The sequence below is a fragment of the Streptomyces sp. NPDC033131 genome, from assembly GCF_055578365.1.
In genome coordinates this window covers 123,050-148,557 of the sequence record NZ_JBVIPA010000014.1, presented here as the reverse complement: position 1 = coordinate 148,557, position 25,508 = coordinate 123,050, and the positions used below count along the sequence as shown (strand labels likewise).

The window sequence follows — 25,508 nt, the reverse complement described above, 5'->3', positions numbered from 1 at the left end:
CGGCCCACGCGTCAACCAGTTGGCCTGGGACGTGCCCTTACACGACTCCCCCGCCTGTCATGCGCCGTCGGCTGTGGCGAGTTGCGCCAACTGGTTCCGCCACGGCGGATTGGGGCCGGCGACCGAGCAGGTCAGAGCCGCGACCCGGGTGGCGAACCGGCAGGCTTCCTCGACTTCACCGATGCGGAGTTCCGTCAGCCGGCCGCCGAGGAGGCCGCGTATGCCGAGGTGGTGCAGCAGCCCGGCGGTGAAGGAGTCCCCCGCGCCGACCGTGTCGACGACGGTCGTCGTCACCGCGGGCACCTGGATCCGTTCGCCGTCGAGTGAGGCCAGGGCGCCGTCGGCACCGCGCGTGATCACGACGAGCCGCGCCCCGGCAGCGTGCCAGATGTCGCAGGCCTGCTCGGGAGGCGTCCCCGGCAGCAGCAGTTCGAGGTCGTCCTCGCTCAGCCGGAGCACATCGGCGAGGGCGCACCAGTGCGCCAGCCGGGCACGGTAGACGTCGGGATGGACGAGCAGGGGCCGGACGTTGGGGTCGATGCTGATGGTCGCCCGGGGGGCGGCGGCCGCCAGGAAGTCCTCCACCACCGCCGCCCCGGGCTGCTGGACCAGGGCCAGGGATCCGGTGTGCACGCAAGCGGTTTCGGCAAGGCCCACCGGCGCCAACTCCTGTGCCGTCCACTGCCAGTCGACCGTGTTCTGCGCGTGGAAGGAGAACGCGGCCTGCCCCTCGGAGTCCAGTTCCGCCACGGCCAGCGTGCTGGGCTCGGCGGCCCGGACGGCACTCGACAGGTCCACTCCGGACGCCTCCAGGTGGGCGCGGAACAGGCGGCCGAACACGTCGTCGGACAGGCGCGCGAGGAAACGGGCCGGGGTGCCGAGCCGGGCCAGGGCCACCGCCGTGTTCGCCGGGCCGCCGCCGGGCAGGACGCGCAGGGCGAGTTCGTTCGCGGTGCTCGCGGATTCGGCGAACGCGTCCGCGACGCACTCCCCCAGGACGGTGATCTGGCGCGTGCTCATGGGCTGCTCTTCTCTGACGGACGTCTGACGAAGGTGTGGGCAGGCCGGACGCGTCGCGGCGCGGCCGCCGGACGGCTACGAGGGCAACGGCCCCGGGGCGTTGCCGATTTGTGACGAGCGCAGGGCATTGACGTTTCCGGGAAACGGAGTCCATCATCCTCGCCAGGCGGTGTCAACGATGACATAAGTCAACGATGACACCCCAGGGACGGCATGCTCCGATGCCGGCCGCGCCGCTCGCAATCCCGCAGGAGTCGTTCATGCCTCGCACCGCTCGTCTGCCCATGTCCCTCCTCAGAGCCGCTGCGTGCACGGGCATCGCGGCCCTCACCCTGACCGCCTGCGGATCCGGTTCCGGCTCCGGATCGAGCTCCGCCGGCACCGGTTCGGGCGAGGTCAAGGTCGGCCTGATCACCAAGACCGACACCAACCCGTTCTTCGTGAAGATGAAGGAGGGTGCGGAGAAGGCCGCGAAGGCCGAGGGCGTCAAGCTCATGACCGCGGCCGGCAAGTTCGACGGCGACAACGCCGGTCAGATCACGGCCATCGAGAACATGGTCGCCTCCGGGGTGAAGGGCATCCTGATCACCCCGAGCGACTCCAAGGCCATCGTCCCCGCGATCGCGAAGGCCCGCGCCAAGGGCGTCCTGGTCATCGCCCTGGACACCCCGACCGAGCCGGAGAGCGCGGTCGACGCCCTCTTCGCCACCGACAACGTCAAGGCCGGTGAGCTGATCGGCGAGTACGCCAAGGCCGCCATGAAGGGCAAGGCCGCCAAGATAGCCACCCTCGACCTCGCGCCGGGTGTGTCCGTCGGCGTCCAGCGGCACGAGGGCTTCCTGAAGGGCTTCGGCATCGGGGAGAAGGACCCGGCGGTCGTCTGCTCCCAGGACACCGCGGGCGACCAGGCCAAGGGCCAGACGGCGATGGAGAACTGCCTCCAGAAGGAGCCCGGCATCAACGTCGTCTACACGATCAACGAACCGGCCGCACTCGGCGCGTACACCGCGCTCAAGGCCAAGGGCCGGGAGAAGGACGTCCTGATCGTGTCCGTCGACGGCGGCTGCACCGGGACCCAGGCCGTCAAGGACGGCAAGATCGCCGCCACCTCGCAGCAGTACCCGCTGAAGATGGCCTCCGAGGGCGTCAAGGCCGTCGTGACGTACGCCAAGGACGGCAAGAAGGCGTCCGGTTACACCGACACGGGCGTCACCCTGATCTCCGACAAGGCGCAGGCCGGGGTCACGTCGAAGGACACCGGTTACGGCCTGGAGAACTGCTGGGGCTGAGCCGCCCCCCGAGGCCCGTACGAGTCCGCCTCCGGCCAGGACCGTACGCCTCCGTCTCTCCCCTCAGTGGGGCGGCCGTCCTTCCCTCCCCGACCGGGGGCGGCCGCCCGCTTGTCCTCTTGTCCCCTTGTCCTTCGACCAGGGCGGGCAACGACTTCTGTCTTCCGACAAGGATCTCGCATGACAGCCACGACCTCGCCGTACGCCGAGCTCAAAGCACCGACCACGGCCCGCAGACTGCTCACGGCACCGACCACCGGCCCACTGGTCGCTCTCCTCCTGGCCTGCGCCTTCTTCTCCCTCTCGACCGACCAGTTCCTCACGGGCGGCAACTTCTCGCTGATCGTGCAGCAGGTCATGGTCGTCGGCACGCTCGCCATCGGACAGACCCTGATCATCCTCACGGCGGGCATCGACCTGTCCTGCGGAGCCGTGATGGCGTTCGGCAGCATCGTGATCGCCAAGATGGCCGCCGAGGGCTCCCTGCCCCCGCTCGTCGCGATCGCCCTGGGCCTGGCGGTCTGCGGCGGATTCGGGCTGCTCAACGGGGTGTTGGTGCAGAAGATCCCGCTGCCGCCGTTCATCGTCACCCTCGGCATGCTCAACGTGGCGTTCGCGCTGACCCACATCTACTCCGAGGAGCAGACGGTCACCAACCTGCCCGGCCCGCTGACGGCCCTCGGGCAGACCTTCCCGCTCGGCCGCACCGACATCACGTACGGCTCCCTGGTCACCATCGCCCTGTTCCTGTTGCTCGCCTACGCGCTGAGCAGCACCGGCTGGGGCCGGCACGTCCACGCGCTGGGCGACAGCCCGGAAGCGGCGCGGCTGAACGGCATCCGCACCTCCCGGCTGACCATCGGCGTCTACACCGTGGCCGGTGTCCTCTACGGCATCGCCGCCCTGCTGCTCATCTCCCGCACCGGAGTCGGCGACCCCCAGGCGGGACAGACCGACAACCTCGACAGCATCACGGCCGTGGTCCTCGGCGGCACCAGCCTCTTCGGCGGACGCGGTTCGGTCCTGGGCACCTTCATCGGCGTCCTCATCGTCGGCGTCTTCCGCAACGGCCTGCAGCTGATGGGCGTCGCCTCCATCTACCAGACCCTGATCACCGGAGTCCTGGTGATCCTCGCGGTGACCGTCGACCAGCTCTCCCGGAAGAAGGCCCGATGACCGCCACCTCCTCCCCCGCCCCCGTGCTGCAGGCCCGCGGTCTGGTCAAGCGCTACGGTCACGTCACCGCCATCGACGGCGCCGACTTCGACCTGCTGCCCGGCGAGGTCCTCGCCGTCATCGGCGACAACGGAGCCGGCAAGACCAGCCTGATCAAGGCACTCACCGGCGCGCTGGTCCCCGACGCCGGCGAGATCCGCCTCAACGGCGAACCCATCACCTTCTCCGGGCCGCAGAGCGCACGCGCCCACGGCATCGAGACGGTCTATCAGGACCTGGCCGTGGCCGCCTCCATGGACATCGCCTCGAACATGTTCCTCGGCCGCGAGCTGCGTCGCCCCGGCGCCCTCGGCAGTGTCTTCCGCATGCTGGACAAGAAGCGGATGCGCCAGGAGGCCGCCGAGCACATGGCCGACCTGAAGATCGGTCTGCGCTCGCTGACGCAAGCGGTGGAGACGCTGTCCGGCGGGCAGCGGCAGGCCGTCGCGGTCGCCCGTTCCGTCGCCTGGGCCCGCAGCGTCGTCGTCATGGACGAGCCCACCGCCGCCCTCGGGGTCAAGGAGTCCGGTCAGGTCCTGGACCTCATCCGCCGCGTCCGGGACAAGGGCATGCCGGTCGTCCTGATCAGCCACAACATGCCGCACGTCTTCGAGATCGCCGACCGGATCCACGTCCACCGGCTGGGCCGGCGGGCCGCCGTGATCAAGCCCTCCGACTACTCCATGGCGGAGGTCGTCGCCATCATGACCGGCGCGCTCACCGTTGACGAGGCCGGGGATACTGTCGTAGCGGATTCCAAGGCGGCGAAGGCCGCGGGCGTCCAGGCCACCTGACGTACGACTGAAGCACTCACCGATTCCGGCCGAGGCCGCGGCCGGAACCGACGAGCACAGGAGACCGTTTCCTCCATGGCAGCGAACCGCCGCCCCACCCTGGCAGACGTCGCCCGAGAAGTGGGCGTCAGCGCCAAGACCGTGTCCCGCGTCCTCAACGAGGACGGGCCCGCCTCGGCGCAGACCCGGGAGCAGGTTCTCGCCGCCGTGGCCAAGCTCGGCTTCCAGCCCAACCTCATGGCCCGCAACATCCGCGTCGGCGGGCCCGACACCACCATCGGACTGGTCATCCCGGACCTCGGCAACCCCTTCTTCGGAGCCGTGGCCCGGAGCATCGAGGACAGCGTCCGCGACCGCGGCCTGACCCTGCTCATGGGCTCCTCCGCGGACGATCCGGGCCGCGAGCGCGCGCTGACGGACAAGTTCCTCGCCCGGCGCATCAGCATCCTGCTGGTCGTGCCGTCCGTCGGCGCCGACCACTCCCACCTCAGGACCCACCGCGCCACGGGCCTGCCCGTGGTCTTCATCGACCGCCCGGGCGTGAATCTGGCCACGGACAGCGTCGTCAGCTCCAACCGTGCGGGCGCCCATGACGGTGTCGCCCACCTGATCGCCCACGGACACCGGCGCATCGGCTTCATCGGCGATCTGCCCACCGCGCTCTACACGCGCCGCGAGCGACTGGCCGGATACCGCTCCGCTCTGCGGGAAGCCGGCCTCCCCGCCGACCGTGCCCTGATCGTCAACGCCCACGACCGGCACGGGGCCTCCGCCGTGACCGCCCAGCTCCTGGACCTGGCGGATCCCCCCACCGCCCTGTTCGCGGGCAACAACATCGTCGCGCTGGGGATCGTCGCCGAACTCGCCCGCGGCAAGCGCAAGGACGTAGCCGTCGTCGCCTTCGACGACGTGGAGCTCGCCGAGGCGCTCGAGCCGGCCCTGACCGTCGTCGCCCAGGACGCCGAGGAGATCGGCAGAACGGCGGCGACCACCGCCCTGGCGCGCCTGGACGGCGACCGCTCCCGCGCCCGCACGATCACCGTGCCCACCCGGCTGATCGTCCGGGGGTCGGGGGAGCGGCCGGCTCTCGCGCTGCGCGAGGCATGACCCCCCGTCACCGGGTGGGCAGGGACGCGGCTCAGGCCCAGGCGGTCACCGGCACGAACGAACTGTCCTGCCGGAACAGGTCCGTCCCGTCGGTCCGGGCCACCCGGAGCTGATAGTTGTAGTGGCGCAGGTAGTAGCCCGGGTAGTTGTACGACTCGAAGCGCAGTGAGCCGCTCGCCGTGCCGGTGCGGGCGATGAACGTGGCGTCCTTGGCGAAGGTCGACGTCCCGTCGTTCGCGTCGAAGCGGGCGCGGAAGTCCCAGTGGCGCAGGTACTTTCCGGAGGCGTCCCGGAAGGAGTAGGCGTTCGCGTCGGCGAGGCCGGCGACGACCGTGAAGGTGGACGCCTGCTTCTCGGCGGTGGTGCTGGAGGCGCTCACCACGGGGAGGTTGAGCAGCGACGACTGGTTCTGCCAGTGACGGGTGGTGAAGTTGGCCGAGCGGAAGGAGCGGGTGACGTTCTTCGCCAGGCTCGGGCCGCCCGAGACGGTCTCCTTGATCACCGTGAAGTGCCGGGCCGTACCGGAGACGACGGGCAGCGCGGCCGGGGCGGACCAGGTGGCGAAGGTGTCGTAGCTGTCGCTGTAGTAGTAGGTGCCGTCGCCGTAGCCGTCGAAGAAGATCCGCCAGCCGCCGTTGTCGAGCTGCACCAGCGCCGCGCCCTCGCGGTAGCTGCCCCAGCCCGCCCAGTTGCCGGTGCGGCTGATGGCGTAGGGGCCGGTGAGGCTGGACGCCGTCGCGTACTCGATGTACTTCGACGTCTCGTTCTTCGTGAAGGCGTGGTAGGTCGAGCCGATCTTCACGATGTACGTGTCGATGTGGTTGGCACCGATGCCGGACAGCGCGACCGGTGAACTCCACGCGGTCAGACCGGTGTTGGTGGCCTTCAGCAGGTACGGGGTGAAGATCCACTCGTCGTTGGCCGTCGAGCAGGAGACGATGATGTTCACACTGCCGTCGCTGTCGACGAACCACTCCGGCGCCCAGGCGCGGGACAGGTTGGCGATCGGGACCGTGTAGTCGTACAGGAAGGTCCAGTTGACCCGGTCGGTGCTGCGGGCGAAGCCGATGGTGGTGCTCGGGTCCTGCCAGGTGTGGGTCGTGTAGGTGATGTAGTAGTAGCCGTTGGTGTGCTTGAAGATGCTCGCGTCGCGGATGCGGTTGCCGGGCGGGGTGTAGGCGGACGACTTGGCCAGCCGGAAGTCGGTGGCGTCGTCGGACTGGTACACGTTCACGGTGCCGTCGTTGCTGTCGAGGAACGGCACGATGGTGTAGCGGGTGGCGGAGCCGCTCGGCGGGGCGGCGGCCGAGGCCGTGCCGAGCAGTCCGGGCATCTCGCCCAGGACCAGCGCCGAGGCGGGCAGGACGGCCATCGCCCGCAGCAGGGTGCGGCGCGACGGCGCGGGGGGTCGTGTGGTCACGGGCGGCTCTCCCTCGGACACAAACACATGCGGCTCTGATGTTCGATATTCCGAACCAAGTTCGGAAAGTCGATCAGAAGGTAGGGCCGAGGGTGGGACGCGTCAATGGTTCGCACAGGACTCCGTGGGCCCCGTGGGAAAGCTGTGGCGTGCACTGATGCGGCGAGAGGCCACCGGCATTCCGCGCCGGGGCGTTCCGCCGCGGCCCACCGGACGTTACCGTTCGGTAGACAACGCCGTCCCGGAGGTGTCCCGCATGACGCTCGACCGTTCCGAAGGCCTCGCGGAGTTGGCCCGTGCGCTCGCCGACGGGGAGGTGACGTCCCGGTCGCTCGTGGAGCGGGCGCTGGCGCGGATCGAGGCGACGCAGACAACGCTGAACGCCTTCCGGATCGTACGGACCGAGGCGGCGCTCGCCGAGGCGGCGGCAGCGGACGAGAAGCTGGCCGCGGGCGTGCGCGGGCCGCTGCTCGGGGTGCCGGTGGCGGTCAAGGACGACATGGACGTGGCGGGCGAGCCGACCGCGTTCGGCTGCCGGGGCGAGTTTCCGCCGGTCACCGAGGACGGCGAGGCGGTACGGCGGCTGCGCGCGGCCGGAGCCGTGATCGTCGGCAAGACCAACACCTGCGAGTTCGGGCAGTGGCCGTTCACCGAGGGGCCCGCCTTCGGCGCGACCCGCAACCCGTGGAGCACGGAGCACACCCCGGGCGGCTCGTCCGGCGGTTCGGCCGCCGCCGTCGCCGCCGGTCTGGTGCCGGCCGCGCTCGGCTCGGACGGCGCCGGTTCGGTGCGCATTCCGGCCTCCTGGACCCATCTCGTCGGCATCAAGCCGCAGCGCGGCCGGATCTCCACCTGGCCGCGCGGCGAGTCCTTCCACGGCATCACGGTCAACGGCACGCTGGCCCGTACGGTCGCCGACGCGGCCCTCCTGCTGGACGCGGCGGCCGGCAACCACGAACGGGACCCGCACCGGCCGCCGGTCGTCGGAGCCCTGGAGGCGACGAAGCGGGACCCCGGCCGGCTGCGCATCGCGCTCTCCCTGAAACCGCCGTTCACCGCCCTGCCCGCGCGGCTGCGGCCGGAGGTGCGCGCCCGGGTCGTACAACTCGCCGAGAAGCTGAGCGACCTGGGGCATGTCGTCGAGGAGGCCGACCCTCCGTACGGCCAGATCGGGCTGACCTTCGTGCCCCGCGCCACCGCCGGTATCGCCGAGCGCGTCCGCGAGGCGCCCTTCCCCACCCTGCTGGACCGACGCACCCGCGACGCCGCCCGGCTGGGCGGACTGCTCGGCGGGGTGCCGCTGCGGGCGGCGCGACGCGCGGAGGCGGTTCTGCACCGGCGTATCGGCGCGTTCTTCACGACGTACGACGTGATCCTCGCGCCGACCACGGCCGCTCCCCCGCCCCGCATCGGCGCCCTGCTGAGCCTGGGCGGCCTCGCCACCGACCGCGCCATGATCGCGGCCTGTCCTTACGCCTGGCCGTGGAACGTGCTGGGCTGGCCCGGGGTGAACGTGCCCGCCGGTTTCGTGGGCGGCGGTCTGCCGGTCGGCGCCCAGTTGCTCGGGCCGGCGAACAGTGAGCCGCTGCTGGTCTGCCTCGCCGCACAGCTGGAGGCGGAGCTGCGCTGGCACTCGGCGTGGCCGCCGGAGCACGCGGTCACGGACTCACCGGCCGCGTAACGGCGTTCGGCCCGTACCCTGTGACCATGGACGACGCGTCGATGGTCGGGCTCATGGGACGGGTCACCGGGGCGGTCGGGCCCGGACTGGTCGGTGAGGTGATCGTCCGCGTGCGGGGCGGCGCCGAGCACTTCCTCGCCTACCCCGCCACCGCTACGGACCGCATCGAGCGGGGCACGGTGGTCATGGTCGTGGAGTACCTGCCGCCGAGAACGGTCTATGTGCAAGCGGCGTACGACAGTTGAGCCCGCTTCCCCGCAGGTGAGACCGGGTTTGTATCAAGGTTTCGACAAGGATGGGTCAGCGCCTGTACCCAGGGCCTCGCACAGGCGCACACTCCCTTCGTTCGGTGCCGAAAGGGCACCATCACAAGGGGGCGTATGCCGATGGTTGTCGGCGTCGTTGCGGGGGTGGCGGTTGCCGCCGTCCTCGTTCTGATCGGTCTGTTCAAGATGATGTGGCGTGTCGCGGAACCGAACGAGGCACTGATCATCTCCGGCTCCAAGCACAAGACGGAGGGCCTCGAGGCGGGCATGGGCTTCCGTATCGTCACCGGACGCGGCACGCTCGTGCTGCCCGGAGTGCAGGCGGTCCGCAAGCTCTCGCTCGACCTGAACGAGACCGAACTGCACGTGGACTGCGTGACCCACCAGGGCATTCCGCTCAAGGTGCGGGGCGTGGTCATCTTCAAGGTGGGCGACGACTTCGTGTCGATCGCGAACGCGGGCCGCCGTTTCCTCGACCAGCAGAAGCTGATGTCCGAGCGGGTGCACAACGTCTTCGCCGGTCATCTGCGCTCCATCGTGGGCGGGTTGACGGTCGAGGACATGATCCGCGACCGGGAGAAGCTCACCGGGCAGACCCGGGCGGCCTGCGGCACGGAGATGGAGAAGCTGGGCCTGATCGTCGACTCGCTGCAGATCCACGAGATCGAGGACCCGACCGGGTACATCCAGAACCTGGCGATGCCGCACGCGGCGGCCGTCCAGCGGGACGCGCGGATCGCGCAGGCGGAGGCGAACCGGCTGGCCACCGAGGCGGAGCAGCAGTCGTACGCCCGGATGGCCGAGGCCACCCGGGACAGCGAGATTCTGCAGGCCGGCTACCAGGCCGAGCGTGACAAGGCGGGTGCCAAGTCCCGCCAGGCCGGACCGCTCGCCGACGCCGCGGCCCGGCAGGAAGTCGTCGTCCAGGAGACGCGGGTCGCCGAGCTGGAGGCCCAGCGGCGTGAGCAGCAACTCCAGGCGGACGTGCGCAAGCCGGCGGACGCGCAGGCCTACGAGAAGCGGACGATGGCCGAGGCGGAGCGCGACGCACGCATCTCCGCGGCCCAGGCCAAGGCGCAGGAGACGGAGCTGGCGGCAGCGGCCGAGGCGACCCGGGTCAAGACGGCCGCGGGCGCCGAGGCGGAAGCAACCAGGGCCCGGGGCACCGCCATGGCGGCGGCCACCCGCGCCACCGGCGAGGCCGAGGCGGCCGCGGCACAGGCCAGGGGCCTCGCCGAGGCCGAGGCTGCCAAGGCCAAGGGGCTCGCGGAGGCGGACGCCATCAAGGCCCGCGCCGCCGCCCTCGCCGAGAACCAGGAGGCCGTCGTCGCCCAACAACTCGCCGAGAACTGGCCGGAGATCGTCAGGGCAGGCGCGTCCGCCTTCGGCAGCGTCGACAACATGGTGGTGCTCAACGGCGCCGACGGCATGGCGGACATGCTCACCAAGGCGCTCACCATGGGCGGCACGGGCCTCGGCCTGGCCCGCCAGCTGCTCGCCTCGATGAACCAGAACGGGCCTGCCGTGAACGGGACTTCGTCCCTCAACGGGGTCGTCCCGCCACCGGTCCAGAAGGTGCCGGTGGAGCAGGACGGGGGGTGACGGACGACCGGACCCAGGGGTGAGGGAACCGGCTCGGGGCGCGGGCTCTAACGTTACGTACGTGACTGCGTCTGTCGATGAGAACGCCCCCGGCCGGTTCGGCCCCTCCGCCACCACCGAGGCCGACCCCCGCGAGGTGGGCCGGGTGCGCACGGAGTACTCGCCCGCGCACGACGGGGACCCCGATCCCGGCGAGATCGTCTGGACCTGGGTCCCCTACGAGGAGAACGACGGCCGGGGCAAGGACCGCCCCCTGCTGGTCGTCGCCCGCGAGGCCGGCGGCACCTTCCTGGCCGTCCAGCTGTCGAGCAAGCGGCACGACGGCGACCGGGAGTGGGTGCCGATCGGCAGCGGACCCTGGGACCGGTCGGGGCGGGACTCGTGGGTCGACGTGGACCGCGTGCTGCGGCTGCACGAGGCCGGGATGCGCCGGGAGGCGTGCGCCCTGGACCGGATGCGGTTCAATCTCGTCCGGCACCGGTTGTGGGAGCGCTACGGCTGGAGCTGACGGCCACCGGGCCGGGAAGCCGCAAGCAGCTCCCGCCGATCGCCGCGAACGACGTGAGGCCGCGCGGACGCGCGGACGCGGCCCGACCCCCGTGCGCGCCACGACCGTGCGTCCGCGCGGCCTCCCCCGTCGTGCTCACAGACGCATCCTGAGCGATTCTGGTCTTGCCCCGCAACAGGGTTTTCCGGGCCGGACGTGCCCGGAAAACTCCTCGAGAACAGCCAGGAAACGGAGATCCTCGGCCCCTAATACGACGATGTGCACCCTTGTGCGATCGGACGCGAGGGTCTTGGGTGGAACGAGTGACGCCGGCCCGCCCCATCAGACTCCGGGCCGGTGACATGGTGGAATCTCAGGAGGATCCCGACATGTCCCATACGCCGAGTGACTGTACGGAGACCCGTACCGCTGTCACCGAAGCCGAGGTGGAGGCCCTGGTCCGGGGCATCTGCTTCAAGACCGGTCCGCCCCACACCGTCGGGGTCGAAGTGGAATGGCTCGTGCATGAGCTGCGGACACCGCAGCTCCCGGTGACACCCGAACGACTCGAAGCGGCCTACGCCGCACTGCGTACCGTGCCCCTGAGGTCGGCGCTCACCACAGAGCCCGGCGGCCAGCTGGAACTGAGCTCGCCGCCCGCCGCCTCCCTGATGGAGTGCATCGGTACCGTCTCCGCCGACCTGACCGCCGTCCGCACGGTGCTGGCCGAGGACGGCCTGGGCCTCGTCGGTATCGGCCAGGACCCCTGGCACACGCCCCGCCGGTTCCTGCGCGAGCCGCGCTACGACGCCATGGAGGCCTGCCTGGACCGCACCGGCCCGGCCGGCCGCGCCATGATGTGCACCTCCGCCTCCGTCCAGGTGTGCCTGGACGCCGGCCACGAGGAGCCCGGGCCGCTCGGTCTCGGGCGGCGCTGGTGGCTGGCGCACCAGCTGGGGGCGGTCCTGGTGGCCGCGTTCGCGAACTCCCCGGCGGCCGGGCACGAGCCCACCGGCTGGCTCTCCAGCCGCCAACTGCTGTGGATGGACATCGGCCCCGGCCGTGCGGGCGCTCCCCCGCTCGACGTCGATCCGCGGACCGCCTGGGCCCGGCACGTGCTGGACGCCCCGGTGATGTGCGTACGGCGGGACGGCGGCCCGTGGGAGGTGCCCGAGGAGCTGACGTTCCGGGAGTGGACCAGGTCGGGGGCGCCGAGGCCGCCGACCCGGGAGGACCTCGACTACCACGTCACCACGCTGTTCCCACCGGTCAGACCGCGCGGCCATCTCGAACTGCGCATGATCGACGCCCAGCCCGGCGACGACGGCTGGATCGTGCCGCTGGCGGTGACGACGGCGCTCTTCGACGACCCTGAGGCCGCCGAGAGCGCCTACCGGATCGTGAAGCCGCTGGCCGAGCGGGCCCTGTCGCTGCCCGCGCCGCACAATCCGCTGTGGATCGACGCGGCCCGCCACGGCCTGACCGACCCCGAGCTGCACGAGGCGGCCGTCGCGTGCTTCGAGGCTGCCCTTCGGGCCCTGCCCCGGCTCGGCGCCACCGCCGAGGTCACGGCGGCCGTCACGGCGTACCGGGACCGGTACGTCGTCCCCGGCCGCTGTCCCGCCGACGACCTGCTCGAACGCCTGCACGGCATGGACCTGCCCCCGTCCCGGTACGGCTCGACCGAGGGGACCTCCACCGCCCACGGGAAGGACATCCGCACATGACCGACCCCGCCCTCGACACCGAACGCGTCGTCGACGAGGCCGTCGATGCCGAAGCGCTCCGCGACCGGGCGCTCACCACCCTGACCACGGCCCGCGACCGTACGACGCTGCTGACCAGCTGCGTGGAGGACCCGGACCTGACCGCGCAGCACTCGCCGCTGATGTCGCCGCTGGTGTGGGACCTCGCGCACATCGGCAACCAGGAGGAGCAGTGGCTGCTGCGGGCCGTCGCCGGGCAGGAGGCGATACGGCCCGAGATCGACAGCCTCTACGACGCGTTCGAGCACCCGCGCTCGAAGCGGCCCTCGCTGCCGCTGCTGGCGCCGGCCGAGGCCCGCGCGTACGCGGCGGACGTGCGCGGCCGGGTGATGGACGTGCTGGAGCGCGCCGCGTTCCACGGGACGCGGCTGACGGAGGCGGGCTTCGCCTTCGGGATGGTCGCGCAGCACGAACAGCAGCACGACGAGACGATGCTGATCACCCATCAGCTCCGCACGGGGCCGCAGGCCCTGACCGCCCCGGACCCGGACCCGGTGCCGCTGTTCACCGGCCCGGCCGAAGTCCTCATTCCGGGCGGCCCGTTCACGATGGGAACCTCCACCGAGCCGTGGGCGCTGGACAACGAACGCCCGGCGCACCGGCGTGAGGTGGCGCCGTTCTCCATCGACACGACTCCTGTGACGAACGGCGCGTACCAGGCGTTCATCGAGGACGGCGGCTACGACGACGAGCGCTGGTGGACGGCGGCGGGCTGGGCGCACATCCGCCGCAACTCCATCCACGCGCCGCTGTACTGGAGCCGCGACGGCAGGCAGTGGCTGCGGCGCCGCTTCGGGGTGAGCGAGGTGGTCCCGCCCGAGGAGCCGGTGCTGCACGTGTGCTGGTACGAGGCCGACGCGTACGCCCGCTGGGCCGGGCGCCGGCTGCCCACCGAGGCCGAGTGGGAGAAGGCCGCACGGCACGACCCCGCCGGCGACCGTTCGACGCGTTACCCGTGGGGCGACGCCGACCCGGCTCCCGAGCACGCCAACCTGGGCCAGCGACACCTGCGCCCGGCGCCGGCCGGCAGCTACCCGCAGGGCGAGTCCCCACTCGGCGTACGGCAGTTGATCGGTGACGTGTGGGAGTGGACGGCCAGCGACTTCCTGCCGTACCCGGGCTTCACGGCGTTCCCGTACAAGGAGTACTCGGAGGTCTTCTTCGGCCCCGACCACAAGGTGCTGCGCGGCGGTTCGTTCGCCGTGGACGCGGTGGCCTGCCGGGGCACGTTCCGCAACTGGGACCTCCCGATCCGGCGGCAGATCTTCTCCGGGTTCCGCACGGCCCGCTCGGAGGCCGTCTGATGTGTCGTCACCTGGCCTATCTGGGCCCCGAGGAGCCGCTCGGCCGGATCCTCGTCGAGCCGCCGCACAGTCTGTACCGGCAGTCCTGGGCGCCGAGGGGGCAGCGGTACGGCACGGTCAACGCCGATGGTTTCGGCGTCGGCTGGTACGCGGAGGGGGATCCGGCGCCGGCCCGTTACCGACGGGCCGGACCCATCTGGGCGGACCAGTCGCTCGCCGACCTGGCCCGGGTGGTCCGCTCGGGGGCCGTGCTCGCCGCCGTACGGGACGCGACCCTGGCGGGCGCGGACGCGGAGGCCGCGGCGGCGCCGTTCGCCGCGGGCCCCTGGCTGTTCAGCCACAACGGCGCGGTCAAGGGCTGGCCGCACTCCCTCGCGCCCCTCACGCGGACCCTGCCCGCCGCCGACCTGCTGTCCCTGGAGGCCCGCAACGACTCGGCGCTCGTGTGGGCCCTGGTCCTCGCCCGGCTGCACGGCGGCGACGAGGAGGGCCAGGCGCTGGCCGACACGGTCCTGGAGGTCGCCGCGGCGGCCCCCGACTCCCGGCTCAACCTGCTGCTGACCAACGGGGAGAGCATCACCGCGACGGCCTGGGGCGACACCCTCTGGTATCTCTCGGAGCCCGGCCGCCGCACGGTCGTGGCCTCCGAGCCCTACGACGACGACCCGCACTGGCAGGAGGTCCCCGACCGCACCCTGCTCGCGGCGAGCCGCACGGACGTGCTGCTCACCCCGTTGAAGGAGCCGAGCTCCCCCCTGTCACCCGCGTCCGCGAAGGAGCCCCGCACGTGAGTCCGTTCCTTCTCACCCGCACCCTGCCCGAGGACGCCACCGACGGCGCCCTGCGCGCGGACGTCCTCCAGGGCCTGACCCGCACCCCGAAGCCCCGGCCGCCGATGTGGTTCTACGACGCCCACGGCAGCGAGCTGTTCGAGCAGATCACCGAGCTGCCGCCCGTAGTCGCGGCACTCGGCGTGTCCCGCACAGGTCGTGTTGCCTCAGGGGTGGCCAGCGGTCTTCTCAAGGAGTACCGGGCCTGACTTCCGGTTCCCGCAGCCACTCCAGGAATGCACCGGCAGGACGTCGACCGAAATGAGGCAATCATGACCGGCACCCGCGCCTACGGCTACACCGACACCCTCGATGCCGAGCACTACGCCAAGGCACTGCGCGCCGACATCAGCGACGGGCTGACCCGCACCCCGAAGTCCACGGCGCCCACGTGGTTCTACGACGCCCGGGGCAGCGAATTGTTCGAGGAGATCACCCAGCTCCCGGAATACCCCCTGTGGAGGGCGGAACTGGGGTTGCTCCAACTCCATGCCCGTGACGTGGCCGCGCGGACGGGGGCCCGCAGCATGATCGAGCTCGGTTCCGGGAGTTCGACGAAATCCAAGCTGATCATCGAGGCGTTGGGGCCGGCCGATCTGAACTACGTCCCCGTCGACGTCAGCGCGGACGCGCTCCATCAGGCCAGCGCCCAACTCGTCCAGGACTACCCGGGGATCCGTCTGCACTCCCTGCGCGCAGACTTCACGGCTTCCCTCGTCCTCCCGACGCTGCCCGAGGACGGCCCACGCCTCATCGCCTTCCTCGGCAGCACGCTGGGCAATTTCCGGCGCCCGGCCCGTGGACCGTTCCTCCGCGGGCTCCGAGACACCCTCCGCCCCGAAGACTTCCTTCTCATCGGCGCTGACCTGGTCAAGACCGAGCAGGAAATGATCGCCGCCTACGATGACGTTCAAGGCGTCACGGCTGCGTTCGACAAAAATCTGTTGCACGTCTTGAACCGCGAGTTGAACGCCGACTTCGACCCAGATTCCTTCGACCACGTATCGGTGTGGAACGGCACGGAAAGCCACATCGAAATGAGGCTGCGCAGCAGAGTCGAACAGCTCGTCAAAATCCGGGACCTTGACCTGGCAGTGAGTTTCACGCGCGGAGAGGAATGGATCACCGAGCGGAGCTCGAAATTCACCCAAGACGGACTTCAGGAAGAAATGACTGAAGCCGGTCTCCGTACGAATCAGGTCTGGGCAGACACCGACGCCGGCTTCGCACTCATTCTCGCCACCGCTCGCTGAACACACTGGTGCACGATCGTCGATGAGTCCAGATCGCTGCTCTGCTGACCGGCCGGCGGAGCAGCGACAGCCGGTAAGCGACGCGCTCGCTCGCTCGACCTCGACCTGCGCTCTTCGGGCCGGTCCGGATCGCGCAGGGTGGCCCCGCAGCGACGGAGGCGGCCGGGTCGCGGCCCTGGCCCTCGAGGACCTCGTGGCTGATGGTGTCGAAGGTGACGGTCTCGCCCCCGAGCGGACGGTCAGCGCCGGCTTTGCGGTGGCGTTGGGGAGCGGGCCCCAGTGCATCCGGGAGGAGATTCACTTCAGGGCCTCTCTCAGGGCTTCGGAGGTGAGGGTGAATCCGAAGCACTGGCGGACGTTGTAGAGCGTGGCGTCCATGCAGTACGCGGGCGAGGTGGTGGCCACCGCGTCCTCCACCATGAGGACGTCGTAGCCGAGGTTCGCGGCGTCCATGAGGGTGGCCAGGACGCACTGGTCGGCGTTGACGCCCGCGAACAGCAGGGTGTCGACCCGCAAGTTGCGCAGCACGCTGTCCAACTCGGTGTCCTGAAAGCCGCTCATCCGGTACTTGGCGACCTGGATGTCTTCTTCCGCCGCCTCCAGACCGGCGACGAGCGCGGCTGAGGGGCTGCCGTGCTCCAGCACCCGGCCGGCGCCGCCCGGCAGCTGTGCGCCGATGCCGCCGCCGGTGCCGTCCGGGTCGTAGACGTGCAGGACGCCGGGGGGAAGGTTGGCCCGGTCGGGGCGGTTGCCCCAGTTGAGCCAGACGACCGGGACGCCGACCGCACGGAGCGGGGCCAGCAGGCCGGCGATGACCGGGATCGGGGCGCGGGCGGGGGTCACGTCCACGCCGATGGAGGCGAGCCAGCCGTCGGGAGAGCAGAAGTCGTTCTGCATGTCGACGACGATCAGCGCGGTGGCGGCGAGGTCGGCGACCACGGTCTGCGGCAGCGCCTCGACGGTGACCGGACGCGGGTCTCGGTGCGGTCGGGCCAGGGTGACGGACCTGCCGTCGGCCCGCCAGGCGTTGCGGGGGTTGGGCCCGATCAGACCGTGGGACTCAGCCATCCGTGGGGCTCCTCGATTCGGTGGTGAAGGCGGTGAGGGCGGCGGCGAGGTCCAGCAGCGCCCGGTCGGTGCCCCGGGCGCCCAGCGCGCACAGTCCGACGGGCAGTGAGCGCACCCGCAGCAGCGGCGCGACGACCGCCGGGAGCCCGGCCAGGGAGGCGAGGCAGGTCAGGCGGAGAGTGGCGGCGCGTACGGCCTCCACCTCCTCGGGCGGCGCGTCGGCGCGGACAGCGGGACCGCTCGTGGCGGGCAGCAGCAGGGCGGTCCCGGGCTGCGGTACGGCGTCCAGGGCTTTCCGCGCGTCGGCCAGGACCTGGTCCGCCGCCGCCCGCTCGGCCGTGCTCACCCGGCGTCCGTTCTCGAAGCGCGCCGCGACGTCCGGGGCGAGCGCGGCCGGGTGACGGGTGATCCAGGCGCCGTGCTGCTCCCAGGCCTCGGCGGCCTGGACCGTACGGAAGGCGGCCAACCACTCCTGCACGTGCTCGGCGGCTCCGATGGCCGTGCGCACCAGGGGCAGCCCGGTGCGCAGGGAGAGCGCGCGGCAGGCGGCCTCGAAGGAGGCGCGCACCTCGGGCTCGGCGTGCGACGCCAGTTCCTCGTCCACCATGAGCTCGGCGACCGGCACAGGGGCGTCGTCCAGGGGCAGCAGCACCTCGGCTGCCGTCCGCAGCAGGGCGGGGTCGCGGGCCAGGAGTCCGGCGGTGTCGAAGGAGGGGGCCAGCGCCAGCAGGCCCCCGGTGGGGGTGGCACCGTGGGTGGGGCGCCAGCCGAACAGGCCGCAGTAGGAGGCGGGTACGCGGATCGAACCGGCGGTGTCGGTGGCCAGTCCCAGGTCCGCCCAGCCACGGGCCACGGCGGCGGCCGGGCCGCTGCTGGAGCCACCGGTGATCCGGCCGGGCGCGGCAGGGTTGGCGGGGGTGCCGTAGTGCGCGTTGGTACCGGCGAGGCCGAAGGCCAGCTCGTCGGTCTGGGCTATGCCGGTGAGTTCGGCGCCGGCGTCGAGCAGCCGTCGTACAGCGTCCGCATGCGCGGGTTCCGGGCGTGCCTCGGCCAGCCAGACGGAGTTGCCCGCGCCGACGCGCTGCCCGGCCACGGCGAACAGATCCTTCACGGCGGTGCGGACGTGCGCCAGCGGGCCCTGTCCGGCGGACGCCACCAGCGGCCCACCGTCCTCGTGGCGACCTGCCACGCGCCACACCGCCGGATCCGGGCGGTCGTGCGGCGTCGGCGCGGCTACGGCGCTCACGTGCGCGGCGGCGATCCGCCACCCGGCGTCGGTGTGCTGCCACACCTGGGTCTGCAGCCCGCGCGTCCCGTCCTGCCGCCGGGTTTCGGCGGTCACGACCGCGACCTCGGTTGCCGGCCGGATCACGTGCACGCGCTCGACGACTCGCGCCGGAGCCCCGCCCCGTCCGCGCCGGAAGCCGGCGATGGCGGTGTGGCCCACCAGCACGGTGTCGCCCTCGGCGCGCAGGGTGCCCGGTGCGTCGAGGAACCAGTGGTCCAGGCCGGTCAGGTCGTTGGCGGCCAGTGCCTGTTCGTACGCCCAGAAGGCGGCGAGAAGGTCGGCGTCCGGGGAGTCGGTCACGATGTTCCCGCCCGCAGTACGGCCAGGTCCTGCTCGTCGAGCGTGGCGAGCGGCCCGCGTTCGACGAGGTCGGCGAAGCCCTCGTCGGGGGACATGACGGTGAGGGTGTAGAGGCGTTCGGTGGCCGACGTGTTGACGATGCGGTGCTTGGAGCCGGCGGGCAGGACCAGGATGTCGCCGGGGGCGAGGTCGCGTTCGTGCTCGTCGCTGGCGGCGCGGCCGTGGCCGGCGAGCACGACGAAGGTCTCGACCGCCTCGGGGTGCCAGTTGAGGGGCTGGGCGCCGCCCGGTTCCCAGACCTCGAAGACGACCGTGGTCGGTGAGCCGTCACGGGGACCGGTGAGCACGGCGAGCTTGACGGTGTCGCCCGCGGTGATGTGGTGGGCGGTGATGTCACGCAGCGGGGTGTGCAGCGGGGGGTTGGCCATGGCGGGCTCCCTCAGGAGGTCAAGGGGCGGTCGGGCAGGAAGCGTGCGCATTCGCGCAACGCGGCGGCGGCCGCGGCGATGGACGCGTCGACGAGCTTGCGGCCGAGTTCGGGCGTGGCTCCCGTGGGATCGCCGATGAGGCCGTTGCCGGTGGCGAAGTCGTCGCTGGTCCAGCCGAAGGACACCGGCTTGCCGAAGCCGATGTGCTCGTAGGCGGTGAGGTGTTCGGGGACGCTGCGGCGGGCCTGGGTCATGTCCACGAGGTCCGGGCGGAGGTGGAGCATGGCGGCGGTCTCCTTGAGCCCGCCGTGCACACCCATGCCGTACTCCGTGGTCGGGGACGTGCCGCCCTGGTCGGCGGGGAGGGAGGCGTGCAGCAGGAAGGTACGCAGGCCGTGCCGGGTGCGCAGTTCGCGCAGGGCGACGCCGAGCAGGGCGCTGTTGCCGCCGTGCGCGTTGAGGAAGGCGAGCCGGCGTACGGGGCCGGCGGCCAGGGAGCGGCCGAGGTCGTCGAGGACGGACAGCAGGGTGCGGGCGCTGAGCCACAGCGTGCCCGGCGACCAGGCGTGTTCGTCGGACTTGGTGTAGGCGAGCCCCGGCAGCAGCGTGATGTCGCAGCTCTCCCCGGCGAGCCGGGCGGCGCCTTCGGCGACGGCCTCGGCCATGTAGTAGTCGGTGGCGACGGGCAGATGGGGCCCGTGCTGCTCGATCGCGCCGACGGGCAGTACGGCGACGGTGTCCTCGCTGAACCGCTCGATCTCCGGGCCGCGGAGGTCGATGAACCGGGTGAAGGTCACGGGGTCTCCTCGGATGCGGCGGGGATCTTTCCGGGGTTGAGCAGGCCCAGCGGGTCGGCGGTGCGGGCCGCCTCCCGGACCAGGTCCAGGCGGCGGTCGACGTGCCAGTTGTGCGGGCTGTGCACACCGACGCCCAGGGCCTGCAGGGCGGCGATGCCGTCGTACACGGTCTGCTCGTCCTGGTAGCGGGCCATGAGCATGCCGACCGTGCCGGAGCGCATGCCCTCCAGGTGGAGCAGGGTGTCCGGGAAGACCCTCCTGATCTCGGTGGTGTCGCCGAGCAGGACGTCGCCGCCGATCTCCAGGTGGAACCAGCCGTCCTCGGCCTTCATCAGGTGGTAGGTCGGGTGGTTGAAGGACAGCGAGCTGATCAGCGCGGGGCCGTCCGGTTCGGGGCGGACGTCCAGGACTCTGCCGCCGGACGCCTCGACGATGGCGCGGGCCTGGTCGACGGCCTCCTCCTCGACGATCGCGCGCAGGCTCAGGGCCGTGGGGTCCAGTGCCGGGTCCGGTCGGTAGACCCTGACGAGACCGGCCTCGTCCAGCGAGGCAAGGCGCGGTGCCGGTTCCATCCGTACGAGGGCCGAGAGGGCGGCGGTGGCGGACGCCCAGTCGGCGAAGGAGGCGAACAGCCCCGTCCACGTGCGGGCCCGCTGGAGCCGTACGGTCGCGGTGGCGATGAAGCCCGTGGTGCCGTAGGCGTGGATGTACGGCAGCGCGTCCGACTCCCGCACGGCGAAGGGCTCGGCGTCCGCCGTGCAGGGCACGACCGTCAGCTCCCGGACGAATCCGTCGCTGTTGGTCCTGTGCACGAGCGAGCCGGTGCCGCCGCTGCCGCCGGACAGGAAGCCGCCGAGGGTGGTGCCGAAGGTGGACGGGAACATCCACAGCTCCTGGCCCAGTGTGCGGGCGTGAGCTTCGAGGTCGGACATCTTCGCCCCGGCCTCGGCACGGATCCAGCCGTCGCCGGCGTCCAGGATGCGGCCGCAGCCGGTGAGGTCGAGCACGGCACCGTCGTACAGCGGGATCGCCTGGCCGTAGTTGCCGGTGCCCTTGCCGCGCGGGGTGAGGGGAACGCGGTGACGGTGGGCCAGGGCCAGGATGCCCGGGAGCTGCTCGTGCGAGGTGGGGCGCAGGACGGCCTCGGCGTGCCCGGCGGGGAGTTTCGCGGACAGGATGGGCGACATGTGCGCCCAGTCGCAGGAGGCCTTCTCCCGTGCTGCCCGATCGCGGATCACCCCGTCGGAGCCGAGGATTTCGGCGGCCTCGGTGCAGAATTCCTCGATGCCGGGCGTCGGCTGACGTTCCGTCACCATCGTCGTCGGCCCTTCGTCGACGAGGTCGGTGAGTGCGGTCAGGTTTCCGGTCGTCATCACTTCAGTCCGATCGAGGTGTCGATGAACTCGTCGGTCGCCACGTCCTTGGCGGTCAGGTCCGGCTTGACCTTGGCGCCGCTCTGCTCGACGAGTGGGGTGAAGGTCTTCAGGGCGGAAGCGACGCGCTTCATGTCGAAGCTCCCGATACTGCCGTCCAACTCGTTGCCGAGGATGCCCAGCTTGACCATCTGCTTCGCGGCGAAGGTGCCGGTGCCTTCGGAGTAGACCCATCCGGTGTTGTACTGCTGCACCAGGTCGCTGATGACCTTGACCGTCGCCGACGGCTCAGCCGCGAAGTCGACGGCCGACTGCTGCAGGACGGGGACGAGCTTCTTCAGGCAGGGGCTGAGCGACTTCAGCTCACCGCTGCGCACCGACAGGGCTTCCGGATAGACGTTGAAGCCCACGTCCGCGAGCAGCTGGTACTTGATCGGCTTCTTCCAGGCCGACACCTCGTGCTGGTAGATGTACGGCTCGGCGGTGGCGAAGCCCTGCTGGGCGATGCCCGGGTTGGACACGAAGCGGGCGGGTGCGCCGTCGTAACTCCCGTCCAGCTGGCTCTTCTTGATGAGGCCCTTCGCGACCAGCATCGAGGCGTAGGTGCTGCCGTCCACGTAGACGACCTTCGCGTTCGACTTTCCGATGTCCGCGATCGTCTTCCAGTCGGGGTGGGTGGCGGGGTCCCACATCAGGACCTGCGGGCTCTTCTTCATCAGCGCCGCCACGGCCGTGACCGGCTGCTTGGCGGACGCCGTGATCGCCACGTCGGTGGTGACCGTGCCCAGGGTGATGCTCTTGTCGACGTACATCTGCGAGGGGACGCTCTGGTAGCCGATGGCGGAGCCGCCCGCCCGGATCTGGATGTCGACGCCGGTGTCCTCGCCGTCGACGACCAGCGGACCGGTGACCCGCTTCTTCGCGGTGTCGACCGTGTAGCCGGGGCCGACCAGGTGGTAGAGGGGGCCGTGTTCGGCCTCGGGCTCCCAGTCGACCTGGACGACGACCGTCTTGGGGCAGACGCCGGCCAGGCGCTGGGCGGCGGGGGCTGCCGGGAGTTTGTCCGCGGAGCCGGTCGAGGCGGTGGAACCACCGCCGCAGGCGGTGACCGATACCAGGGTGATGACGGAGGAAACGCCCGCGATGGCAGCGCGTCTGGCGGATGAAGGCATGACTGACTCCCTGAGGGACCAGAGGGAAGGTGAAGGGAAGGCCGGGGTGAAGGGGAGGCGCGGAAAGGGCGGGGCTACGTCCGGTCGGCCGAGGCGTGCCAGGAGCCGACGGCGAGCCGCGCGACGAGGGTGAAGACGGCGAAGACCGCGACGCCGAAGAACGAGGCGAGGATGATCGCGGCGAACAGATCCTCGGACTGCAGCCGGGAGCGGTAGACGTCGAGCAGGGTGCCGATGCCGGGCTCGCCCTGCTTGAAGAACATGTCGCCGACGATCGCGCCGATCACGGACAGGCCGGAGGAGGTGCGCAGCCCGGTGAAGACCGAGGGCAGGGCGGCAGGCAGTTCGAGCTTGCGCAGCCGGGCCCAGCGGCTCGCCCGCTGGAGGGTGAACAGGTCGTGGTGGGTACGGTCCACCGACTGGATGCCGAACAGTGTGTTGGCGATCATCGGGAAGAGGGCGATCAGGACGCAGACGACCACCCGGCTGGTGAAGCCGAACCCGAACCAGAGGCCGATCAACGGCACGATCGCGAGGATCGGCACGGTCTGCAGGATCACCGCGTACGGGTACAGGGAGCGTTCCAGCCAGCGGGCCCTGCTCATCAGCACCGCCGCCGTCACACCCAGCGCGGAGGCGATGAGCAGGCCGACGAGCGCTACCTGGGCGGTGAGCCGCAGCGCCTGGAGCATCGGCTGCAGATGGGTCCAGTCGAGGAACGACACGGTGAGGACCTGCTGCGGGGGCGGGACGAGGAAGCGCCTGGCAGGGCTGAGCAGCAGATAGCTGACGGCGTACCAGATGCCGACGGCCGCGCCGAGCGACCCGAGCGGCGCGAGCACCGCGACGGTCCGGGCCCGGCGTCGGCGTACGGGGACCGCAGGCGTGGCCTGCGTGGAGTCCGTTGCCGGCAGGACGTCCTGGGACTCAGCGGTGACGGTGACGTGGGCACTCACTGGAAGCCTCCTCGAAGCGCCGCCGAGACCTCGCCGGCGATACGGCCGAAATCGGGGTCGTAGCGCAGCTCGGCCGGACGGGGATGGGCGAAGGGCACCTCGAAGGAGGCGGTGATCCGGCCGGGGCGGGCCGACATCACGACGACCCGGCCGGCCAGGAAGACGGCCTCGGTCACCGAGTGGGTGATGAACAGAGCGGCGAAGCCGGTCTCCGCGTAGATGCGCTGGAGTTCCTCCTGCATGCGCAGGCGGGTCATCTCGTCGAGGGCACCGAACGGTTCGTCGAACAGGAACAGCGAGGGACGGGCCATGAGAGCGCGGGCCAGGGACACGCGCATCCGCATGCCGCCGGACAGCTGCCCCGGCAACTGCTTCTCGAAGCCCTCCAGGCCCACCAGGCGCAGGGCGTCCAGCGCCCGTTCCCGCCGTTCGGCCTTCGGGGTCCCGGTGAGTTCGGCGGGGAGTTCGACGTTGGCGAGAACGGTGCGCCAGGGCAGCAGGGTCGGGTCCTGGAAGACGTAGCCGACCGAGTCGGTGGGGGCGTGGACGGTACCGCCGGTTGCGGTGTCCAGGCCTGAGGCGAGGCGGAGCAGGGTGGACTTGCCGCAGCCCGAGGGGCCGACGACGGCGACGAACTCGCCCGGGGCGATGGAGAGTTCGACTCCGGTGAGGGCGGTGGTCCCGTTGTCGAAGTGCTTGTCGACGCCCTCGAATCGCAGCGTCGCTTCGAGTGTCGCTTCGGCGGTGGTCGGCACGTCAGCTCCCTTCAGTGCCACAGTCAGGAATGTTGATAGTATGAACATTGGTTGTTTCCGGCCAATGTCGTGGCCGTATCCGTTCGCCGAGAGCTGCCGAGCGGCAGACTCAGAGGATTCAGAAGATTTCGCGGACCACCGATGTACGGCTGACCAGCCGCCCGCCGGCGAAGACCAGCCGCTCGGGACAGGACGCGCCGAGAACCTCCGACACGGTCTGCGCGCGCACAGCCAGCAGATCGGCGACAGCGCCCTCGTGCGGTCCCGCCGCAGGCAGCCCGAGGACCGCCCGAGCTCCCCCGGTGACCGCGTGCAGCGCCTCGTCCGGGGTGAGATGCCCGGCCGTGACCAGCAGGGACGCCGTCTCGAGCGGATCCGCCCGGCCCACGGGGTTGAAGGGGTCCTGGATGTTGTCACCGCCGGCCGCGACCGTCACGCCCGCGTCCAGCAGGGCGCGTACGGCGGTGAGGCCACGCGGGGTGGACGACGGTCGGTCGCGGCCCTGGAGGTAGAGGTTCGTCAGCGGGAGGGTGACCACGCCGATGCCCGCGGCCGCGACTTCCTTGGCCGTGCGGGCCGCTTCGTCCGGCTCCACCACGCCCAGGCTGACGCAGTGACTCGCGGTGACGCCGGAAACGAAGCCGCGCTCCAGCACCGCACGGGCGAGCAGGCGCAGATCCCCCGCCCCCGGGTCGAGGGTCTCGTCGGCGTGCAGGTCCACTCCGACCTGGTGCTCGGCGGCGATGCGCAGGGTGCGCTCCACGGACGCGGCCGGGTCCGCGGACAGGTGGGGGCAGTCGCCCAGCAGGTCCGCGCCGAGGTCGAGCGCCTCGTGCAGCAGCTCGTCCGGGGCGTCGACGTGCAGGACGGCGATCTGGAGCCGCACCCGCCCGCGGAGCTGTCTGCGCAGGTGGAGCAGGGCGCGCAGGCCGCGCAGCGGGTCACCGCCGTAGCCGCCGTCGTCCCTCAGGAGATCCACGTGGGTCCTGACCGCCGTCACGCCGTTCGCACACAGCTCGTCGACCGCCCGCCTGGCGCGCTGGAACACATCCTCCTCGGTGACCCGCGCGGCGTACGCACGCCAGGCGGTGACGGCGGAGGGCAGGTCCCCCGGCAGTGCGCCCGCCAGGTCCCAGGTCAGGGCCTTGTCCAGATGGGCGTGCGGTTCCGCGAGGGCGGGCAGGAGCAGGTATCCGGTCAGGTCGAGCTCGTCGGGACCGGAAGGCAGCAGACCGGGCGGGGCGACCCGCGCGACAAGGCCGCTGTCCGTACTGACCAGGACGTCGCGGACGCCCTCGTCCGGCAGGCGCGCGCCGCGCAGCAGCAGTCGTGACATG

The 25,508-nt window shown here is 71.3% G+C and carries 24 protein-coding genes; 13 read left to right on the top strand and 11 right to left on the bottom strand.

What is annotated here, in order from left to right; all coding sequences use genetic code 11:
• Positions 1-57 precede the first annotated feature (57 nt).
• On the bottom strand, positions 58-1,020 hold the full coding sequence (locus tag ACZ5XS_RS20005) for a carbohydrate kinase family protein (protein WP_468653046.1): 963 nt from the start codon (positions 1,018-1,020) through the stop codon (positions 58-60).
• Between the two features lie 260 nt (positions 1,021-1,280).
• Here ACZ5XS_RS20005 and ACZ5XS_RS20000 point away from each other — a divergent pair, with 260 nt between their 5' ends.
• The 4 genes from ACZ5XS_RS20000 to ACZ5XS_RS19985 all read left to right on the top strand — a co-directional run bounded on the left by ACZ5XS_RS20000 (position 1,281) and on the right by ACZ5XS_RS19985 (position 5,425).
• Entirely contained in the window at positions 1,281-2,309 is a 1,029-nt protein-coding gene (locus tag ACZ5XS_RS20000) for a substrate-binding domain-containing protein (protein WP_468653044.1), read from the top strand.
• Positions 2,310-2,489: 180 nt separating this feature from the next.
• Complete coding sequence (locus tag ACZ5XS_RS19995; protein WP_217237647.1) at positions 2,490-3,485, top strand: ABC transporter permease; 996 nt, start codon at positions 2,490-2,492, stop codon at positions 3,483-3,485.
• Positions 3,482-4,318, top strand: a complete 837-nt coding sequence (locus ACZ5XS_RS19990; RefSeq protein ID WP_217237648.1) for an ATP-binding cassette domain-containing protein — start codon at positions 3,482-3,484, stop codon at positions 4,316-4,318. Before ACZ5XS_RS19995 ends, ACZ5XS_RS19990 begins: the two co-directional genes overlap by 4 nt.
• Before the next feature lie 75 nt (positions 4,319-4,393).
• Positions 4,394-5,425, top strand: coding sequence for a LacI family DNA-binding transcriptional regulator (locus tag ACZ5XS_RS19985; protein ID WP_468653041.1), 1,032 nt, complete (start codon positions 4,394-4,396; stop codon positions 5,423-5,425).
• A gap of 31 nt (positions 5,426-5,456) precedes the next feature.
• Here ACZ5XS_RS19985 and ACZ5XS_RS19980 read toward each other — a convergent pair whose 3' ends face one another.
• Positions 5,457-6,845, bottom strand: coding sequence for a glycoside hydrolase family 43 protein (locus tag ACZ5XS_RS19980; protein WP_468653039.1), 1,389 nt, complete (start codon positions 6,843-6,845; stop codon positions 5,457-5,459).
• 256 nt (positions 6,846-7,101) lie between these two features.
• Between ACZ5XS_RS19980 and ACZ5XS_RS19975 the strand changes: the two genes are divergently transcribed.
• The 9 genes from ACZ5XS_RS19975 (at position 7,102) to egtD (ending at position 16,034) form a co-directional block, all read left to right on the top strand.
• The gene (locus ACZ5XS_RS19975; protein ID WP_468653037.1) at positions 7,102-8,526 is read left to right on the top strand and encodes an amidase; all 1,425 of its coding nucleotides are present in this window, start codon (positions 7,102-7,104) and stop codon (positions 8,524-8,526) included.
• 26 nt (positions 8,527-8,552) lie between these two features.
• Positions 8,553-8,771 (top strand): hypothetical protein, encoded by a 219-nt coding sequence (locus ACZ5XS_RS19970; protein WP_254401349.1) that lies wholly within the window; start codon positions 8,553-8,555, stop codon positions 8,769-8,771.
• A gap of 135 nt (positions 8,772-8,906) precedes the next feature.
• Positions 8,907-10,394, top strand: coding sequence for an SPFH domain-containing protein (locus ACZ5XS_RS19965; RefSeq protein ID WP_468653034.1), 1,488 nt, complete (start codon positions 8,907-8,909; stop codon positions 10,392-10,394).
• A gap of 61 nt (positions 10,395-10,455) precedes the next feature.
• Positions 10,456-10,902: a type II toxin-antitoxin system PemK/MazF family toxin gene (locus ACZ5XS_RS19960; RefSeq protein ID WP_468653032.1), complete on the top strand. Its 447-nt coding sequence runs from the start codon at positions 10,456-10,458 to the stop codon at positions 10,900-10,902.
• Between the two features lie 368 nt (positions 10,903-11,270).
• Positions 11,271-12,608: an ergothioneine biosynthesis glutamate--cysteine ligase EgtA gene (gene egtA, locus ACZ5XS_RS19955; RefSeq protein WP_468653030.1), complete on the top strand. Its 1,338-nt coding sequence runs from the start codon at positions 11,271-11,273 to the stop codon at positions 12,606-12,608.
• Positions 12,605-13,951 carry an ergothioneine biosynthesis protein EgtB gene (gene egtB / locus ACZ5XS_RS19950; RefSeq protein WP_468653028.1) on the top strand — a complete coding sequence of 449 codons (1,347 nt, stop codon included), beginning with the start codon at positions 12,605-12,607 and terminating at the stop codon, positions 13,949-13,951. Before egtA ends, egtB begins: the two co-directional genes overlap by 4 nt.
• Entirely contained in the window at positions 13,951-14,742 is a 792-nt protein-coding gene (gene egtC / locus ACZ5XS_RS19945) for an ergothioneine biosynthesis protein EgtC (RefSeq protein WP_468653026.1), read from the top strand. The genes egtB and egtC overlap by 1 nt, the downstream gene beginning before the upstream one ends.
• Positions 14,739-14,990 (top strand): L-histidine N(alpha)-methyltransferase, encoded by a 252-nt coding sequence (locus tag ACZ5XS_RS19940; RefSeq protein ID WP_468653024.1) that lies wholly within the window; start codon positions 14,739-14,741, stop codon positions 14,988-14,990. Before egtC ends, ACZ5XS_RS19940 begins: the two co-directional genes overlap by 4 nt.
• 63 nt (positions 14,991-15,053) lie before the next feature.
• A complete protein-coding gene (egtD, locus tag ACZ5XS_RS19935; RefSeq protein ID WP_468653022.1) occupies positions 15,054-16,034 on the top strand; it encodes an L-histidine N(alpha)-methyltransferase in 981 nt (326 codons plus the stop codon).
• A gap of 297 nt (positions 16,035-16,331) precedes the next feature.
• Here egtD and ACZ5XS_RS19930 read toward each other — a convergent pair whose 3' ends face one another.
• The 9 genes from ACZ5XS_RS19930 to ACZ5XS_RS19890 form a co-directional block, all read right to left on the bottom strand.
• Positions 16,332-17,102, bottom strand: coding sequence for a cysteine hydrolase family protein (locus tag ACZ5XS_RS19930; protein ID WP_468653020.1), 771 nt, complete (start codon positions 17,100-17,102; stop codon positions 16,332-16,334).
• Positions 17,095-18,690: an amidase gene (locus ACZ5XS_RS19925; RefSeq protein ID WP_468653018.1), complete on the bottom strand. Its 1,596-nt coding sequence runs from the start codon at positions 18,688-18,690 to the stop codon at positions 17,095-17,097. Before ACZ5XS_RS19925 ends, ACZ5XS_RS19930 begins: the two co-directional genes overlap by 8 nt.
• Positions 18,687-19,118 (bottom strand): cupin domain-containing protein, encoded by a 432-nt coding sequence (locus ACZ5XS_RS19920; RefSeq protein WP_468653016.1) that lies wholly within the window; start codon positions 19,116-19,118, stop codon positions 18,687-18,689. Before ACZ5XS_RS19920 ends, ACZ5XS_RS19925 begins: the two co-directional genes overlap by 4 nt.
• 11 nt (positions 19,119-19,129) lie before the next feature.
• Positions 19,130-19,915 (bottom strand): creatininase family protein, encoded by a 786-nt coding sequence (locus ACZ5XS_RS19915; RefSeq protein ID WP_468653014.1) that lies wholly within the window; start codon positions 19,913-19,915, stop codon positions 19,130-19,132.
• Positions 19,912-21,288, bottom strand: coding sequence for an FAD-binding oxidoreductase (locus ACZ5XS_RS19910; protein WP_468653012.1), 1,377 nt, complete (start codon positions 21,286-21,288; stop codon positions 19,912-19,914). The genes ACZ5XS_RS19915 and ACZ5XS_RS19910 overlap by 4 nt, the downstream gene beginning before the upstream one ends.
• Entirely contained in the window at positions 21,288-22,460 is a 1,173-nt protein-coding gene (locus tag ACZ5XS_RS19905) for a substrate-binding domain-containing protein (RefSeq protein ID WP_468653010.1), read from the bottom strand. The genes ACZ5XS_RS19910 and ACZ5XS_RS19905 overlap by 1 nt, the downstream gene beginning before the upstream one ends.
• Before the next feature lie 74 nt (positions 22,461-22,534).
• A complete protein-coding gene (locus ACZ5XS_RS19900) occupies positions 22,535-23,416 on the bottom strand; it encodes an ABC transporter permease (protein WP_468653008.1) in 882 nt (293 codons plus the stop codon).
• Complete coding sequence (locus ACZ5XS_RS19895; RefSeq protein WP_468653006.1) at positions 23,413-24,171, bottom strand: ABC transporter ATP-binding protein; 759 nt, start codon at positions 24,169-24,171, stop codon at positions 23,413-23,415. The genes ACZ5XS_RS19900 and ACZ5XS_RS19895 overlap by 4 nt, the downstream gene beginning before the upstream one ends.
• Positions 24,172-24,289: 118 nt before the next feature.
• Entirely contained in the window at positions 24,290-25,507 is a 1,218-nt protein-coding gene (locus tag ACZ5XS_RS19890; protein ID WP_468653004.1) for an amidohydrolase family protein, read from the bottom strand.
• Position 25,508: the final 1 nt, after the last annotated feature.

Coding starts and splice junctions, on each gene's coding strand:
- ACZ5XS_RS20005 (WP_468653046.1), bottom strand. CDS start 1,020: ATGAGCACGCGCCAGATCACCGTCCTGGGGGAGTGCGTCGCGGACGCG.
- ACZ5XS_RS20000 (WP_468653044.1), top strand. CDS start 1,281: ATGCCTCGCACCGCTCGTCTGCCCATGTCCCTCCTCAGAGCCGCTGCG.
- ACZ5XS_RS19995 (WP_217237647.1), top strand. CDS start 2,490: ATGACAGCCACGACCTCGCCGTACGCCGAGCTCAAAGCACCGACCACG.
- ACZ5XS_RS19990 (WP_217237648.1), top strand. CDS start 3,482: ATGACCGCCACCTCCTCCCCCGCCCCCGTGCTGCAGGCCCGCGGTCTG.
- ACZ5XS_RS19985 (WP_468653041.1), top strand. CDS start 4,394: ATGGCAGCGAACCGCCGCCCCACCCTGGCAGACGTCGCCCGAGAAGTG.
- ACZ5XS_RS19975 (WP_468653037.1), top strand. CDS start 7,102: ATGACGCTCGACCGTTCCGAAGGCCTCGCGGAGTTGGCCCGTGCGCTC.
- ACZ5XS_RS19970 (WP_254401349.1), top strand. CDS start 8,553: ATGGACGACGCGTCGATGGTCGGGCTCATGGGACGGGTCACCGGGGCG.
- ACZ5XS_RS19965 (WP_468653034.1), top strand. CDS start 8,907: ATGCCGATGGTTGTCGGCGTCGTTGCGGGGGTGGCGGTTGCCGCCGTC.
- egtA (WP_468653030.1), top strand. CDS start 11,271: ATGTCCCATACGCCGAGTGACTGTACGGAGACCCGTACCGCTGTCACC.
- egtB (WP_468653028.1), top strand. CDS start 12,605: ATGACCGACCCCGCCCTCGACACCGAACGCGTCGTCGACGAGGCCGTC.
- egtC (WP_468653026.1), top strand. CDS start 13,951: ATGTGTCGTCACCTGGCCTATCTGGGCCCCGAGGAGCCGCTCGGCCGG.
- egtD (WP_468653022.1), top strand. CDS start 15,054: ATGACCGGCACCCGCGCCTACGGCTACACCGACACCCTCGATGCCGAG.
- ACZ5XS_RS19930 (WP_468653020.1), bottom strand. CDS start 17,102: ATGGCTGAGTCCCACGGTCTGATCGGGCCCAACCCCCGCAACGCCTGG.
- ACZ5XS_RS19920 (WP_468653016.1), bottom strand. CDS start 19,118: ATGGCCAACCCCCCGCTGCACACCCCGCTGCGTGACATCACCGCCCAC.
- ACZ5XS_RS19910 (WP_468653012.1), bottom strand. CDS start 21,288: ATGACGACCGGAAACCTGACCGCACTCACCGACCTCGTCGACGAAGGG.
- ACZ5XS_RS19905 (WP_468653010.1), bottom strand. CDS start 22,460: ATGCCTTCATCCGCCAGACGCGCTGCCATCGCGGGCGTTTCCTCCGTC.
- ACZ5XS_RS19890 (WP_468653004.1), bottom strand. CDS start 25,507: ATGTCACGACTGCTGCTGCGCGGCGCGCGCCTGCCGGACGAGGGCGTC.